This is a genomic window from Streptomyces sp. NPDC050433 (genome assembly GCF_044458565.1).
Classification (GTDB): domain Bacteria; phylum Actinomycetota; class Actinomycetes; order Streptomycetales; family Streptomycetaceae; genus Streptomyces.
Genome location: NZ_JBITIB010000048.1, coordinates 1 through 14,574, shown reverse-complemented (window position 1 = coordinate 14,574; position 14,574 = coordinate 1). Strand labels below are relative to the sequence as shown.

Below are 14,574 nucleotides of genomic sequence, written 5' to 3'. Positions count from 1 at the left end.
CCGTCCGGATCAGGCGGACACGGCCTAGGAGCAGCAGCCCCCGCCGCAGCAGCCGCCTCCGCCACCGCTTCCGCCACCGCTTCCGCCGGCTGACGGCGCGGGGGCCGGTGAGCCCTTGGCCGAGCCGGCCACGGCGACGGTGGACAGCAGCTTCACGGTGTCCTCGTGGCCGGCGGGGCAGGTGGCCGACGCCGACGACTCCGCCATGGGACGGCTGAGTTCGAACGTGGTGTCGCAGGGGCGGCAGCGGTACTCGTAGCGAGGCATGGGCCCAGGCTATCCGGCCGTCCGGTGTGTCCTCTGCCGGTGGTGGGAGGTCACGGCACGGTGGGCGTGGACCGCGCGCTTCCCGGCGGCGGCCTGGCCGCGCCGCTCGTCCTCCACCTGGGTGGGATGGCGGGCCCGCCAGTAGGGATTGTCGTGGGGCAGGCTGCCGCTGACTCGCCCGTACATGCCGAAGAACATGAGCAGCACACCCACCACGAAGCTGAACAACACGTTCTGGATGCGGAAGGCGAGGGGGTTGAAACCACTGTCGATCAGCGCGAGATTGACGAAGCCGCTGATAAGGAAGAGCAGGCCGAGGACCATGTTCAGCGTCGAGGCGAAGTTCTTGCCGATCAGCATGCCCACGAAGAGCAGGGCGCCGACGCAGATGGAAAGGACGCTCAGCGCGCCGTTGGTGTTCAGACCGGCGGTGGTGTGGCTGCCGGTGTCGAAGACACCGATCTGGTCGGTCAGCCCGAGTATGCCGAACACCAGCAGCACCAGACCGATCAGTCCCGCACCGACGCGGTACACGCGGCTCAGCCTGTGGTCGACCGGCAGATGTTCGTCGAGCCTGACCCGCCGTCGTCGCTGGCCTTGGCCCTGGCCCTGTCGCTGTCGTGCGGGGCGGGAAAGGGTCCCTTGACCGGACATCTGCGGCCCCCTTCAGCCGTGCGTGCCTGTGGCCTGCGTACGTCCTTCAAGGATCCGTCCGGCACGACGAGGGGACAAATCGGGCAACCGTGCGGGGTCGGTCAGGCCCCCGCGCCCCGCTCGTCGCGGATCTCACCGACGACACGGGCCGCCGTGTTGCGCACCGCCTCCGTCTCCGTCAGGAAGTGCCACCAGTCCGGATGCCGGCCCTCCAGCCCGGCCACGGCCCGGTCCAGCCGCGCCACGGCGTCGTCCAGCGGGCGGGCGTGCCGGGGGTCGGGCGTGTTGCGGCCCGCCATCGCCAGCCGCTGGGCGTCCCGCACGGCGAACCGCGTCCGGTCGATTTCCTGCTGCGGGTCCTTGGAGACGGCGTTGAGCCGTTGCAGACGGTCACCGGCGGCCGACACGGCCTCGTCGGTGGAGTTCAGCAGCGCCCGGACCGTGCTGAGCAGAGCCGTCGCGTCGGGCCAGCGCTGTTCCTCACGTGCCTTCGCGGCTTCCTTCAGCTTCTCCTCCGCCTGGTGCACGGAGGTCACCGCCTGGCCGGCCACGGGCTGGAGGTCCTGCCAGCAGGCTGCGCTGAAGCGGCGCCTCAGCTCGCTCAGGACCGGCTCCACGGTGCCCGTGCGCGTCGTCAGGGCCTGTGCGCGCGTACGCAGCGACACCAGCCGCCGGTCGATCTCGGCGGCGCGCTCGGGCAGCCGCTCGGCCTCGGCCCGTACGGCCTCGGCGTCGCGCAGTACCCGGTCGGCGCGCTGGATCGTCTCGGCGACGCCGTGCCGGCCCGCGCCCTGGTTGAGCTTGGTCAGCTCCGGGCCGAGCCTCGCGAGCCGCGCCGCGAGATCGTCGGCCCGCAGGCCGGAGCCACGGACCGCGTCCAGGGCGTTGCTGGCCGCGAGCAGCGTCTGCCGTGCCCGCTCCACGGCGGGCGCCAGCCGTGCGAGCTGCGTCTCCGCCTTGTCGAGCAGCGGACCCAGACCGCGCTCGAAGCGGTCCAGGTCGCCCTTGACCCGGACAAGCTCGTCCTTGGCCCTGGTCAGTTCCGTACGGGCCGTGGAGGCGGCGGACGGTTCCAGGTCGTCCCGGTCGAGGTCGTGCGCGTCGACGGCGTTGATGTAGCCGCTGCTGACCTCGTCGATCCGCTGTCCCAGCGCGGCGAACTCGTCCACAACCCGCCGCGCGCCCGGCGAGCTGTCCACCGCGGTGATCGTCTCTATCGAGATGCGCAGGTCGCGCTGGGCCGTGTCCAGCTCGTAGAAAGCGGCGGCGGCGGCGTCCTTGGCGGCCTGCGCGTCGGCGCGCTGGTTCTCACCGCGCCCGCCGAACCAGCGCCGCGTACCCCCGCCGGCGAACGCTCCCGGCAGGGTCGCGACGATCAACGGCACCGGCAGCAGCATCAGGGTGAGGACATCACGGACGCCACCCGCCCTCGCTCGTGCGTGCGGCTGCGCGTGTGTCGCCGTCACATCCCTCTCCCGTGCCGATTACGCCCTGCCCGGTACATTCTCCCACCAGGAAAGGACGAACACACGGGTCGGTTAGTTCGCGCTTCGGACTATGACTTTGCCGTTGTCGCTCCGGGCCTTCACCACATGGCCGCTGGCGCCGTCCGTGGGCACGTCCACATCGACGCTCCCGTTGTCGCTCTCGGCGGTCACCGCGTAGGCGGTGTCGGACTCCGGCAGGTCGATCGTGACGGACCCGTTGTCGCTGAACGTGTCCACCGTGTCCGGTACGGAGGTGAGCCTCAGCCGCACCGCTCCGTTGTCCGACCGGGCGCGCACCGACTTGGACGAGACATCCTCGGTCGTCACCTTGCCGTTGTCGCTGAACAGGTCGAGCTTGCCGCTGGAGTCGCGTACGGCGACGGAACCGTTGTTGGACCGGAGGTTCAGATCGGTGTCGAAGCCGGTGGCGTGCACCCTGCCGTTGTCGTTCAGCACTTTCACGGCCACCCCGCGCGGCACCTTCACCTGGTGCCGGGACTCGCAGTTGTTCACCAGGGCCTTGCACTTCACCTTGAGCGTGAGGGTGCTCTCCTCCAGCTTCCAGACGGGGTCGGGACCCGAACCGAAAGCGACCCAGCCGTCGACCTGACGCGTCACCTCGACGTCCTTCACGTCCGCCGGGACCAGGTCGATCGAGGAGTCCGCCGACGCGATGGTCAGCGTCTTCCCGGTGAAGGCGAACGACCGCTTCTCGACCGGCGCCGCGTCGGCGTCGACGCTCCCGCACCCACCGACGGCAACCACGGCGAGCACGGTGCCCCCGGCGGCGACGAGCGTACGGGCGCGGCGGGTACGGCGGGTGTGTCGGCTGTCATGCGTACGGCGTGTGTCCACGGTGATCGGTCCCCCAAGATGGTGCTGCGGATGTGCCCCCACCGTACGAATCCCGTCACCGACGAACGATCCGGACGGCCACCGTCTCCGTGGTGGGGGTATCCCCCCACCGCCGGCGTGCCCGGAGCGGAGGCGGGGTCCCGGCCCGCGAAGGCGTTTGCGAACGGAGGCCGGGCTCCATGTACGCTGTTGCCTCATCCAAGGGTGCGTAGCTCAGGGGTAGAGCGCTGCTCTTACAAAGCAGATGTCGGCGGTTCGAAACCGTCCGCGCCCACCAGAGTAAGTAGCAGGTGAGGGGACCACTCGGCCCTCCGGTCGTGTTCGACTGGAGGGCCGTTTCCATGATCGATGCCACATGGATGCCACATCCCCCCAGAATCGTGTTTCGCCGAACATCGTTCAACTCACCCGTTCGGAGGAGTGGGTGAGCGGTGTGGCGCACGTAGAGTGCTGCTCATGGAAGGGGCAGGCGTGTCTCCCCGCGCGCGTCTGAGACGCGCCTCCCAGCATCCTGTGGGTGTCCGGACGGGGAGGTCTGTCGGCGGGGCTTTCTCGTGCTCAAAGTAAACCGCCTCGCACCCGACTTGGGCACGAGGCGGGGCGCCTTGACCAAGTCATGGCGCCTAACGGCCAGATCCGACGGAGACGCGTACGCCGGGTGGCCGCTTCGATGCCGCAGTCTGTGCGTGCGGCAGCTCGGCATGCGTGCATTGATCACGCGTTTCCCAGTGGGATAACGCAGTCAGAGAATTGGTCAGTTCCTGATACAGACACGTGATCTTGTGGGAGCCAGCGTGAGCGGGTGTCCTCCGAACCGCCGCCGCCCGACTGGGTGCTCACCCAGCGCCGCGCCATTTGAGCCCACATCCCCCTGAGCGACCTGGTGCGCGAGGAGTAGAGCCCCGGCCGGTGACGGGGACACCGGCCGGGGCGGCTTGTGTCAGGCGTTCGCCATGGCCCTGTGCCGTGTGGGCAGCACGGCGCGGGCATGCGCCATCAGCTCGGGGTCGTCCAGGGTGAAGCGGCCAACGTGCAGTCGGTCGTGCCCGTACATCGTCTTGCCCAGCTCGGTGGTGCCGTCGACCTCCAGCGACCATGCCGCGTCAGGCAGTTCGAGGGTGCCGGGCTTCCGGATGAGACGGCCGGACCAGCCTACGCACATCAGCCAGCAAGCCTCGGCGAACCTGGCGCCGCCGGCGGAGCCGTACAGCCGTGTCGGCTGGTGTTGTGCAGCGATCACCATCAGCGGCATGTCGGGGATCTCAACGATCGGGATGTAACCGACGATCGCGGTGTCTCCGAACGCGCCGCTCGTGGTGTAGGTGAGGACGCCGTACCGGTCTGGCCACGTGTGCAGCAGCGGCAGCACGGTGACTCTGCCGACCCCCGGCTCAATTCGTGCCATGGTCTCAGTTCCCCTCGTGACGGACGGCCCGCCCCAGTCTCCCAGGGCGGGCCGCCTTCGGATGTTACTTACCGCCGTTGTCGCCGCAGCCACTGCTCGGGTTGGAGCCGTCGCCGTCTTCGATGTCGGTGTTGTCCTCGCCGCCCCGGACGATCGCCCAGCGCTGTACCGTTCCGTTCATGTGCCGTGCCCTTCTCTCGATGGGTGGTGCATGACCCGTCTCGGCCGGGGTTTCTTGGTCGGAGTCACGGCTGTGACGGGGGTCTTGGGTACTTCTCTCGGCCCGGACAGGCACCGGTCGGAGCTGTGTAGCCCCTCGCCCGCTGGAACTCCCCAGCGACAGCAGGCGAGGGAGTCAGGACAGGTCGTACAGCGCGCACCCGCCGAGGAGCACGGCGATCAGGGCGAGGAACCCGAAGCAGGACGGTATGACCAGCGTCCGCAGGCAACCGGGCCGTTCGTTCACTGCGCCTCGCCCGCGCAGTGCGGCCACTCGTCGCGCGTGTAGCAGTCGAAGTGCTGCCCGTCGTGTCCGGCGTGCTCGGTGCAGCGCTGCGCCGTGCCCGGCCGGGGGACCCAGCACAGACTCGGGATGTGCACCCGCTCCGCAGGCATGCCCGGTAGTCGTTGCTCCGTCATCGTCGGGTCTCCCTCTCTTCGCGGACCAGGCGCGCGGCTTCCTGGCAGAACCCGCCGTCCGTACGCAGCGCGCACGTCGTACAGGTGGCCTCGTGGTCGGCGATGACCTGGATTGGGTCCGTACGCGGCGTCACGTCGTCGATGACGTCGACCTCGGCCGCCCCGGTGACGGTCACTCGCTGCCGGGCGATACGCCCCGAGCCCTGAACGCGGTACTGCCACCCAAGCCGCGTCACGACGCGCACCCTGGCTTACAGCAACGGGGAAACCAGCGGGCCTTGGTCCCGTGCGCGAGCAGTGGGCGCGGACCCAGATCGGTCACACGCCCCGTGACTAACTCGTGGCCACAGTGAACGCAGTCCGCACCGCGCTGCTGCCGGTCGGTCAGCTCCTCAACGGGCGGCAGCTCGGCGAGCGCCTGCTCCTCGGTTCGCGCGGTCACCGCTCGGCCCCACGCTCTGCCTGCGCCAGCGCAGCCAGGCCGGAGACTCCGAACGCCTCCTCGGACGGAGTCAGAACCAGGGGCCGCAGTCGGGACGGAGGCCAGCCGTCGCCCCGGTGATACATGTCGGGGGCAGGCTCAGCAGCGGGGGTAGGTGTGCTGGTCGCGGTCGCCATAGGGGGACCGTAGGAACAGCCCGGCCGCGCCGTCGCGTCGATTGCGCCCGATTGCGCGACCTGGGAAGCCGGTTGAGGCCGGTTGCTACAGTCCGAGCAATCCGCCCCGCGCCCGCGCGATCAACCGATGCGCCCGCGGCCCGTATGCCGCCACGCTGTCCAACTGATCCCACACTCGCCCGTACAACGCCACATCCTCGGCAGTGTCGTACTGCAACTCGGTGTTCACCGTCTCCACAACGACGCGCTGCTCGTCGAAGATGGCGAATCCGTGCTTGGGCGTGATCGGCAATGGGACGCCCATCGGGACGATCCCCAGCTCTACCGTGCTCATCCCGAGCAGCCCCACCAGGCGGTCCAGTTGGCCGGCCATAACGTCACGTGGGCAGATCAACGTGTGCAGAGCGCCCTCCCACACCAGGACCCGGAACATCTTGCCCACCTCGTACAGGACCTCTTGCCTGCGCATCCGCGCGGCGACCGCAGCCTCTGTGTCCCGGGGGGAGCGCATGAGCGCCGCGTTCTGGATCAGCAAATGGCGTGCGTAGTCCGGAGTCTGGAACAGGCCCGGGATGACTGTGGCCTCGTAGCCGCGCATTGTCGCGGTGCCCTGGAACTCGATCACATACCGGTCCTGGACCGGTGCATGGCCGCCCGCGAGTTGACGTCGCCAGTTGCGTTGCTGTGACAGCAGGCCCCGGCGGCGGGATTCCAGATCCGCAGCCTGCCTGGGGTTGGTGACGCTAGCCCACGCGGTGAGGTCTTCGGCAGTCGCGGTCTGCTTCCCGTTCTCCAGCCGGCTGACTTTCGAGCGCTGCCAGCCCAGGCGTTCGGCAAGGTCCTTGCCGTTGAGACCGGCCTCGGCGCGCAGCTCCCGGAGGCGCGCGCCGAGGGCCGCTCTGGCGCTCTGAAAGTCGCTGTTCACACCGCTGAACGTACCTGCGCCCACACCTCGGCAGAAGGGCGCGCGGCAGCCGTAGCCGCGTCACGGGCCTTGCACGCGGCGAGCACACGGCCCGGGTCGGTGATCACTTCCACGCCGATCGTCGTGTCCGACTCATCGATGTGCATCCGGACCAGGGTCCGGGAGTCGAACAGCCACAGGTCAGAGTCCGGGAGTTGCAGACGTTCGGCCTTTGCCCGGGTGAGGACCCGGATGTCCTCGCCGGCCGCAACACCTCCTTCCGCGGTGGCCATGAGGAACCGCTGCCCGTCCGTGGGCGGGGTGTCGATGATCCGCACCCGGGAGAACCGCGCGCCCTGCTCTGCCTTGGCCCGGACGTTGACGTTCCACGGGTGGTCAGGCTCGACTTCGGGCATGACGCCGCGCATGAACGCCTGGAACCTCTCGCCCTCGCGGTCTGTGGCGTAGCCACGGCGGGTCTCCAGGCGGAACGCGGTGTGCTCGAACTCGCCGAAGAGATGGGTGATCTCTTCGAACGGGATCAGGGCGGGCAAGGTCACTCCTTCGGGGCGAAGCGGGTCAGCAGGTCGCGGGGGATGACGACGAACGTCTCGTGTTCGCCGACGTTGCGGAGCTGTGCGATGGCTTCGGGGTCTGTGAGGCGGTCGCCCTGGACGACGATGTCTCCGGCGTCGGTCTCGTACAGGGTGGGGCAGTTGCCGTGCTCGGAGGTGGTGCCGATGAATTTGAGCTTCATGGTGTCTCCCTCGCTGGTCGGGCCACCAGCATGCTGCCAGGGGTGGGTTGGTGGTGGGCGGTTGCGCGAGATTGCTGCGGTCAGTCGCCGGTGCGCCGGTTGCGGGCAACGCGAAGGCGCCCTGCCTCACTGGGGGATACCTGCCCGGACAAACACCGCGGGCCGTGTCACCGTCGAAACATGACACAAGCCAGGTGTGAATACCGCCAGTCCGAAGTGGCCAGGCTTCGGCCGTGCCACTGCCCGAACTGCAACAGGCGAATGACCAAGAGAGTTGGCTCCGCAGTCGACTTGGGCGGAGGGCCCGACCCCGTCGTGGTCGTCTCGTGGGAATGTCCTGATCAGTTCGGCGAGGCTGGCGGTTCCGGACTCTGGGGGAGGGGCCCCGCCGCTTGACCCCGGACGCACGAAAGCGCCCCTGCCCGGCCCGAAGGCCAGACAGGGCGCGCGGTGGTACATGCGTGGCGGTACGGATGGAGCGCGTGAGACTGCGAGGTTTGGGCTACGAAAGCCTGGCAGGCAGCCGCGTCTTACCGTCGATACGGGCCGAGTTCAGCTGATTTTTCGTCAGATTCACCGCGCCGCTCAAGTCCGCGCCGTGCAGCAGCGCATCGCGCAGGTTCGTTTCACGCAGATTTGCGCGGGACAGGTTCGCGCCACGTAGGTCGGTGCCGGTCAGGTCGGTGTCGGTCAGGTCGGTGTCGGTCAGGTTCGCGTCGCTCAGGTCCGCGCTGGACAGGTTCGCGCGGGACAGCGCCGCGCCGGACAGGTCCGTCCGCGCCGAGTCTGGAGTAATGGGCTCAACCCCTGGAAGCCGGACGGAGCGCAGGTCCAGGCGGGAATCATCGTCGTGGGTGGTGTTGCGGGTGGCTAGGACGGTAAAGGCGGCGTGGACGTCGGCCGAGACATCCTGGCCCTTCGTCGGCGGCGTGGCGGCGTGGCTACGGAGATAGGTGGCGAGGACATTGGCGATCGTTGGGTGGTCGCGGTGGGAGTCCTGCATGATCCGCTCCAGGGCGTAGATGCCGCCGAGACGCACCTCCACCTTGTCCTCACCAAGATTCCCAACCGCCGCGGTGTACCGGTCAGTGATCTGCCCCTCCTTGGCCAGCGCCCGGTCGTCCTGCGCCTGCTGGTTCGCCTGCTGCGTCTGGACGTTGGATTACCAGAGGCCGGCGACCGCCACGACAGCGGCGACCACGACGGTGCCCAGCTCGATCCGCCGCGCCCAGTCCAGCCCACCCGAGCGTTCCTGGAGAGCTGGTGCGGTCTCCGGCGGGCGGGCGGAGCGCGACCCTGGTCCGAGCGCGGTTCGGGCAGCAAGACGGGTGGTGCGGCGTAACCGCGGACGGCGGGCAGGCGCGGTAGACATACCGAAATTCTCGACCCCGAACACCCGCTTCACCACAGCGATTTCGAGCCTGAACGCACGTAGGCGCCCCCGCCCGGCCCGAAGGCCAGACAGGGGGCACGGTGTCGTGCGGAGATCAGGCGGCGGCCCGCTTGTCCCACTCATCGATGATGAACTCGCCACCATCGAGCCTGGCGTACGCCACCTTGCCGTTCGTCTCGACCTTCACCGTGAAGAACCCCGACGACTGATACATCCGCCGCGGCATGTTCTGGTTCGAGCCGAATTTCGACCTCTGCTTGTGAAAGACCCCGACCTCGACCAGCCATTTCGTCAGGTCCTTTACCGGGACGTCGAGCATGTCCGCGATCGCGGTCATGCCAATCAGCCCGTCGGCGTTCATGAAGCGATCCCACTTGCCCGCCTTCGGCGCGAGGATCATGTTCGTGGCCTGGAGCGCTTCCTTCGCCTCCAGGGCCGCGACCAGATCGCGGGCCAATTCGAGCTTCGAGGGCTCCCGTCGGATGATGCTCCGCTTGGAGACGTACTCGTACAGGGCATCCGAAAACTCGACCTGCGCAAGCTCGATGTTCTGCCGGGCAGTCGGGTCGGCGATGCGGCTCGAGGTGATGTTCGCCAGCCACATCGGCACGATCTGCTCATGGACGAGGAACTGCCGGTAGGCGCGGTCCTGACCGGGAAGCATGACGTGAGTAACGCACGTCTTGCCCTGTGACCAGGACTTTCGCTTGAGGCGGCTGGCCTGGCACGCGAGGTGAAGAACCCGGAGACCGGCCGTAAGGAGATCTGGCCGCGGGTGCATGACCTCCGGCACACCTTCGCCACCCGTCTGAAGGATGCGGGGGTCCCGGAGAAGGAGACTCAGGTCATCATGGGCCACGAGCGGGGTGGCAGGGTGACGTGGCTGTACCAGCACGCCGGGGCTGAGTTGGTGGAGGAAGTGCGGGTGGCGCTGGTCACGGGGCAGCACCTACGGGCTGTGTCGTGAGGGTGGATGCCGCATCGATGCCACATGGATGCCACAATCCCCCCTCGAATGATCTAGTAGCTTCTCGGAAGTTCTCGTTTTCGCAGGTCAGGGGAGTTCTCGGAAGCTCTCGGGAGTCCTCGGAGTTACCGGGGTGGGGTTTACGGGATCTTACAAAGCAGATGTCGGCGGTTCGAAACCGTCCGCGCCCACCACCACGACGAGGGCCTCCGACCGTTCACGGTCGGAGGCCCTCGTCGTGTCCCGCGTGTGGACCGCCGCTGCGGGCGGTCGGGCGGTGGCAGGATGGTGGGGGAATGCGTTGAGTTGGGCTGAAGTGCCGTGTTGTGCGGAGTGATTCGCAGGGGTGGTTGACCACCGGCCCCGGTGTGCGGCGGGACAGGCGCGGCGCTGGGCGTCGTTGGGCGATACGGGGGAGTGCCACGCGTGCGGACCGATGTCCTGCCGGCCGTCAGCCGTACGGTTCCGCGCGTCGGGCGGGGGTGGTGGGGGCTGGTCGGGGTGTGTGGGGGGTTTGTCGTTGTCGCCGGGGGGCTCGTGCCGTTCGGGTTGCCGTTGGGGTGGGACGAGATCGTTTACGCCAGCAGGTTCGGGGCGTACGGGCCCGGTGTGCCGTTCAGTGCGCCCCGTACGCGCGGAGTGCCCCTGTTGCTCGTGCCCGTTGCCTCGTGGAGCGATTCGGTGGTGCTTCTGCGGGCCTGGATGGTCTCGCTCGCGGGCGGCGCACTGTTTCTGGGGTTTCGGCCGTGGCTGGAGGTGCTGCGGCGGCCTGCGGGGGTGTGGGTGGCCGCGGGGCTGTACGGGAGTCTGTGGTTCGCGCTCTTCTACGCCAACTCCGCCATGCCCAACCACTACACGGCGATGGGCGCGGTCGCCGCCACCGGCTGTTTTCTGCGGCGCGATCCCCGGCGGGGCGCGTATGCCGGGATCGTCGCCGGGCTGGCCCTCGTCACGCTGATGCGGCCCAACGACGGTGCCGCCGTGGCGATCCCGCTGTTCGTCGCCGCGCTGCTGGTCCCCGCGTGGCGCGTCCGGGGGCGGATGGTGAGCGTGGTGGTGGGCGTCGCGGCGGGGGCGTTGCCGTGGGTCGTGGAGGCGTGGCTGCGGTTCGGTGGTGTGTCGCGGCGGCTCTCCGAGGCGAGTGACACCCAGGGCGGCATACGGCCCGTCCAGTCGCTCACGGCCCATCTCACCGCCCTGGACGGCCCGTTGCTCTGCCGGCCCTGCACGGGTGACACCGTCGCCCCGGGCGTGGCCGCGTGGTGGCTGCTGCTTCCGCTGCTGGTCGTGCTCGGACTGCGGGCCGCGCGTCGCGCCGGGCGCGCGACCGTGCCGCTGTGGCTCGCGGTCGCCGTCGCGGTGGCCGCCTCGCTGCCGTACCTGTTCCTCGTCCCCTACGCCGCGCCCCGTTTCCTCCTGCCCGGCTACGCCCTGCTGGTGCTGCCCGCCGCCGTCGGTCTGCTCGCCGTCGCCGACCGGGCGCGCGCCTCGCGCACGGTCGCGCTCGCGCTCGCAGTCGTGCTGCTGGGGCACACCGCCGTACAGATCACGCAGCTACGGACCCACGTGGGCGTCCAGGAACGGGCGCGCGGCGACTGGCAGCGGATCAGCGCCGTACTGCGCGAAAACGGGGTACGGCCGCCGTGCCTGATCAAGGGGAACAGCTCTGCCATCCCGGTCGCGTACACGGCGGGCTGCGCCTCGGCCGCCATGGGCGACCCGGCTCCCGCCACGGCGGTGATCCTGCGGCGCGCGGACCCTCCGCACTGGGCGCGGGACTGGCCGCGCCAGCCGGTGCCGGGCACGTACAACCCGGACTGGTCGGTCGCCGTACGGGACGTTGCGCGGACACCCTAGACCCCCTGAAGGAGCGTCACTCCCAGTGGCGTCACCGCATGCAGGACGCTGGTGCCGGTCCGGCGGGTGGTGATGAGGCCCGCCTCGCGCAGCACGGCAGTGTGGTGGCTGACCGTTCCAGGTGAGACGCCGGTACGGCGTGCGAGATCTGTGGTGGTGGCGCCGCCGGACAGTTCGATGCAGCGCAGCACGGTGGCGCGGGTTTCGCCGAGCAACGCGGCGAGCGCCTGGCCGGTCCCCGCTACGGTAGCGGATGCCGCCGGATGCCACGCCGTGTGATGGTCAATGGGGTAGATGATCGTATAGGGGGCGGCTGGGTCGTCACTGACCATGACCTGACGGCCGAAGAACGTTGGCAAGAGATGCACCCCCCGCCCGCCGAGGTGCACGTCCATGTCCTGGCAGTCACCCACGAACTCCAGCACTGGTGCCCGCCACTGCACGGCGGGATGAAGACCGTTGAGCAAGCTGTCAAGTCCGCCGTCTGCCAACGAGCGCATGCCGTGTGCGATCGCCGTGTCGAACTGCCGGCGGAGATGCGGCCGAACCGGGAGTATCACAGTGTCGTGATACTCGCGCAGCGCGACGCCCAAGTCGTCCAACGTGTCGACGGCGCCTCTGGCCAGGGAGCGGGTCCATGAAACCGGTGCCGACGTGACGGCGTATTGCTCGACCTCGGCCCTGAGCTGGACGCGAGGCGTCCCCATCATCTGCTCCAAGCCGGCCTCGAAGTCGTCAGCACCAGCCGGGGTCAGGAAGTCGGGGCTCCCTTTCTCGGCCGACACGAGCACTGCGACTCTCCGTGCCGAACGGGGGAGCCTTTTGCGTGCCCACCGGTGCCAACTGTCGAACACAGTGCCCACGGGACGCTGCTGAAGCAGCGTCAGGCTCAGCACGACCTCCTGGAACACCTGTGGTGTGCGGGCCATGGTGACCCGTCGTAAGTCCTCGTTCGTGAAGTGCACGCGCAGCCCCACCGTTGCCCCCTCGGCCAGGACGGAAGTCCTCTCACTTTGCCATCTCTTGGCGTCAGCTAGAGGGGTTTTGAAGCTCTTCGAAAGGCTTGGCACGGCGGGCTGGGCCCGTGAAGGTGGACACCAACCGCCGAGGGCAAAGGACTTCGTCGTACGCCACCACCCCACGCGTGCCGTCCGGCACTTCCACCCTGCTGCTCGTACTCGCCGCCATACCGGCGGCCGGGGCTGGTGCAGGTGAGCTGAACGGAAAGCGAGGGTTCCACCGACCCCGACCCACGGGTCGGTGCGAAGTCGCACCAAGACCTGGACGGTCAGGCACGTTTCCGTCTGACCGCCTGTTCCTGAATGTTCTGCAAAACATGCCCATGCCTATAAAAGCAGGCAAGCAAGCGCGGACAGCTTCGAGGAATCGCTTTGAAGTTGCGGAATCATCACGAGAAGGAGATGTTCAGTGAACAGTCGTTGGTCAGCCCGCATCCTCACCGTGGGATCGGCCTGCCTTCTCGGACTCGGTCTGCTGACATCCCCCGCTTTGGCGGGTACCAGCAGCGATACCTCGGAGTCGGGGGCGGACTACAGGCACTGTGTCATAGGGACGGAGGGGCAATTCCTTCACGACGGCGATATCTTCTCCGCCCGCAAGGTGTGCGCCATGGACAACCGAAACGGTGTGGTCCTCGGCGACGTAAGGGGCGACGCCGCGCCGGAAGTGGTCGTCTGGACGGATAGGGAAGGCGGCTCCGCCAACAGGAAGAGCTACAACGTCCCGGAAGGAACCCTTGTCCGAGTCAGAGCATGCATCGGCGATCGCTCTGAAGGAACGTACTGGAAGTGCGGCAGTTGGGAGACCGGGCGGGCGTAATCGACCCGCCGGCGCCAGGTGGGCGATGCGGAGCCACTGCGGCGAGGAGCATCGGGCCGGAAACAGCCCTTTCAGTGCATGCCGACGAGGGGAGTCCTTACTGATAGTCAAGGACATCACAGTGAGTCGCAAATAAAGGCATGGCGTAAGGTATTCGATCAGAAAGGACCGAAGTGAAGCGACGTAAGATTGCCGCCGCCCTGGCTACCCTGGGAACAGTCGGTGTGCTCGGACTTGCCCCGCAGGCATCGGCGGGTGAGCCGACCAGCCTCCGGCCGATCGCCGTGGAGGGCCGGTTCTGGATCTACGAATGGCCCAATTACACAGGCAGATTCAAGTCCTACAACACGGATGACTTCTACTTCTACAACGACGAGTGGGATGGCACGAGCGGCGAATCCGTCGACAACTTGGCCTCGTCGGCGCACAACAACACTGACCGGTGGGCGAGGCTTTATCAGTTTGGCAACGACAGCGGTGGGGGGTGCAGCGGCGACTACGTCGAATTCGCACCTGGGGCTTATGCCCGCGACCTGGGGCAGCTCAACAACGGCACCTTCAACTTCAACAACAAGGCCAGCTGCATCATTTTCGACGACTGATACCAGGGCCGGATCAGCGAGGGGTGCCTGGACGAGGAGACCGGACTGGCCCCGGTCTGGGTGTCTTGATCCGCAGCGTCGACCAGCAACCGCCTGCCATGAACGGTCAACCGGGCGTTACGGTGGGAAACGAAGGCCTCCTGTGTGGTGCAGTCATAGACAGCTCCACCATACCGGAGGTCTTCGCCTTTGAGTACCCGACCACCAAGTGTTAACAACGCTCGTGATCAATACACCTAGTGTCCTGCGCCTGAAATCCTGGCGATATATTTCGCTAACGAGTTGAGGATTTCGTCGGCGCTCTTGGTCCATGTGAACGGCTTGGGGTTC

17 protein-coding genes and 1 tRNA gene are annotated in these 14,574 nt (G+C 68.0%); 4 read left to right on the top strand and 14 right to left on the bottom strand.

What is annotated here, in order from left to right:
- Positions 1-24: 24 nt before the first annotated feature.
- The 4 genes from ACIBLA_RS35790 to ACIBLA_RS35775 form a co-directional block, all read right to left on the bottom strand.
- Complete coding sequence (locus ACIBLA_RS35790; RefSeq protein WP_399200979.1) at positions 25-267, bottom strand: zinc ribbon domain-containing protein; 243 nt, start codon at positions 265-267, stop codon at positions 25-27.
- A 9-nt stretch (positions 268-276) separates the two neighbouring features.
- Positions 277-921: a DUF4383 domain-containing protein gene (locus tag ACIBLA_RS35785; RefSeq protein WP_399200978.1), complete on the bottom strand. Its 645-nt coding sequence runs from the start codon at positions 919-921 to the stop codon at positions 277-279.
- Positions 922-1,022: 101 nt separating this feature from the next.
- Positions 1,023-2,387 (bottom strand): hypothetical protein, encoded by a 1,365-nt coding sequence (locus ACIBLA_RS35780; protein ID WP_399200977.1) that lies wholly within the window; start codon positions 2,385-2,387, stop codon positions 1,023-1,025.
- A 72-nt stretch (positions 2,388-2,459) separates the two neighbouring features.
- Positions 2,460-3,263, bottom strand: coding sequence for a DUF4097 family beta strand repeat-containing protein (locus tag ACIBLA_RS35775; RefSeq protein WP_399200976.1), 804 nt, complete (start codon positions 3,261-3,263; stop codon positions 2,460-2,462).
- Positions 3,264-3,465: 202 nt separating this feature from the next.
- Here ACIBLA_RS35775 and ACIBLA_RS35770 point away from each other — a divergent pair.
- Positions 3,466-3,540, top strand: a tRNA-Val gene (locus ACIBLA_RS35770).
- A gap of 663 nt (positions 3,541-4,203) precedes the next feature.
- Here the strand turns inward: ACIBLA_RS35770 and ACIBLA_RS35765 are convergent.
- The 9 genes from ACIBLA_RS35765 to ACIBLA_RS35725 form a co-directional block, all read right to left on the bottom strand.
- Positions 4,204-4,668 carry a hypothetical protein gene (locus ACIBLA_RS35765; protein ID WP_399200975.1) on the bottom strand — a complete coding sequence of 155 codons (465 nt, stop codon included), beginning with the start codon at positions 4,666-4,668 and terminating at the stop codon, positions 4,204-4,206.
- A gap of 462 nt (positions 4,669-5,130) precedes the next feature.
- Positions 5,131-5,307 (bottom strand): hypothetical protein, encoded by a 177-nt coding sequence (locus tag ACIBLA_RS35760; RefSeq protein ID WP_399200974.1) that lies wholly within the window; start codon positions 5,305-5,307, stop codon positions 5,131-5,133.
- Positions 5,304-5,543 carry a hypothetical protein gene (locus tag ACIBLA_RS35755; RefSeq protein WP_399200973.1) on the bottom strand — a complete coding sequence of 80 codons (240 nt, stop codon included), beginning with the start codon at positions 5,541-5,543 and terminating at the stop codon, positions 5,304-5,306. Before ACIBLA_RS35755 ends, ACIBLA_RS35760 begins: the two co-directional genes overlap by 4 nt.
- Positions 5,544-6,010: 467 nt before the next feature.
- Entirely contained in the window at positions 6,011-6,850 is an 840-nt protein-coding gene (locus tag ACIBLA_RS35750; RefSeq protein WP_399200972.1) for a helix-turn-helix domain-containing protein, read from the bottom strand.
- On the bottom strand, positions 6,847-7,383 hold the full coding sequence (locus ACIBLA_RS35745; protein ID WP_399200971.1) for a DUF6879 family protein: 537 nt from the start codon (positions 7,381-7,383) through the stop codon (positions 6,847-6,849). Before ACIBLA_RS35745 ends, ACIBLA_RS35750 begins: the two co-directional genes overlap by 4 nt.
- A gap of 2 nt (positions 7,384-7,385) precedes the next feature.
- Positions 7,386-7,586, bottom strand: coding sequence for a hypothetical protein (locus ACIBLA_RS35740; protein WP_399200970.1), 201 nt, complete (start codon positions 7,584-7,586; stop codon positions 7,386-7,388).
- A gap of 502 nt (positions 7,587-8,088) precedes the next feature.
- Positions 8,089-8,631 carry a pentapeptide repeat-containing protein gene (locus ACIBLA_RS35735; RefSeq protein WP_399200969.1) on the bottom strand — a complete coding sequence of 181 codons (543 nt, stop codon included), beginning with the start codon at positions 8,629-8,631 and terminating at the stop codon, positions 8,089-8,091.
- A 117-nt stretch (positions 8,632-8,748) separates the two neighbouring features.
- Positions 8,749-8,958, bottom strand: a complete 210-nt coding sequence (locus ACIBLA_RS35730; RefSeq protein WP_399200968.1) for a hypothetical protein — start codon at positions 8,956-8,958, stop codon at positions 8,749-8,751.
- Between the two features lie 115 nt (positions 8,959-9,073).
- Entirely contained in the window at positions 9,074-9,643 is a 570-nt protein-coding gene (locus ACIBLA_RS35725) for a phage antirepressor KilAC domain-containing protein (RefSeq protein ID WP_399200967.1), read from the bottom strand.
- A 111-nt stretch (positions 9,644-9,754) separates the two neighbouring features.
- On the opposite strand from ACIBLA_RS35725, the gene ACIBLA_RS35720 reads away from it, so the two are divergent.
- A complete protein-coding gene (locus ACIBLA_RS35720) occupies positions 9,755-9,946 on the top strand; it encodes a tyrosine-type recombinase/integrase (RefSeq protein ID WP_399200966.1) in 192 nt (63 codons plus the stop codon).
- Positions 9,947-10,627: 681 nt separating this feature from the next.
- Positions 10,628-11,803, top strand: a complete 1,176-nt coding sequence (locus ACIBLA_RS35715) for a hypothetical protein (protein WP_399200965.1) — start codon at positions 10,628-10,630, stop codon at positions 11,801-11,803.
- On the opposite strand, the gene ACIBLA_RS35710 is transcribed toward ACIBLA_RS35715, so the two are convergent.
- Positions 11,800-12,780 carry an ArsR/SmtB family transcription factor gene (locus tag ACIBLA_RS35710; protein ID WP_399200964.1) on the bottom strand — a complete coding sequence of 327 codons (981 nt, stop codon included), beginning with the start codon at positions 12,778-12,780 and terminating at the stop codon, positions 11,800-11,802. The two genes, ACIBLA_RS35715 and ACIBLA_RS35710, sit on opposite strands and share 4 nt — an antisense overlap.
- A 1,035-nt stretch (positions 12,781-13,815) precedes the next feature.
- On the opposite strand from ACIBLA_RS35710, the gene ACIBLA_RS35705 reads away from it, so the two are divergent.
- The gene (locus ACIBLA_RS35705; protein WP_399200963.1) at positions 13,816-14,244 is read left to right on the top strand and encodes a peptidase inhibitor family I36 protein; all 429 of its coding nucleotides are present in this window, start codon (positions 13,816-13,818) and stop codon (positions 14,242-14,244) included.
- Positions 14,245-14,574: the final 330 nt, after the last annotated feature.

What these genes read in the sequence shown, in the direction of transcription:
- ACIBLA_RS35785 (WP_399200978.1), bottom strand. Translation starts at nt 921, where the DNA reads ATGTCCGGTCAAGGGACCCTTTCCCGCCCCGCACGACAGCGACAGGGC.
- ACIBLA_RS35725 (WP_399200967.1), bottom strand. Translation starts at nt 9,643, where the DNA reads ATGCTTCCCGGTCAGGACCGCGCCTACCGGCAGTTCCTCGTCCATGAG.
- ACIBLA_RS35790 (WP_399200979.1), bottom strand. Translation starts at nt 267, where the DNA reads ATGCCTCGCTACGAGTACCGCTGCCGCCCCTGCGACACCACGTTCGAA.
- ACIBLA_RS35765 (WP_399200975.1), bottom strand. Translation starts at nt 4,668, where the DNA reads ATGGCACGAATTGAGCCGGGGGTCGGCAGAGTCACCGTGCTGCCGCTG.
- ACIBLA_RS35730 (WP_399200968.1), bottom strand. Translation starts at nt 8,958, where the DNA reads ATGTCTACCGCGCCTGCCCGCCGTCCGCGGTTACGCCGCACCACCCGT.
- ACIBLA_RS35760 (WP_399200974.1), bottom strand. Translation starts at nt 5,307, where the DNA reads ATGACGGAGCAACGACTACCGGGCATGCCTGCGGAGCGGGTGCACATC.
- ACIBLA_RS35740 (WP_399200970.1), bottom strand. Translation starts at nt 7,586, where the DNA reads ATGAAGCTCAAATTCATCGGCACCACCTCCGAGCACGGCAACTGCCCC.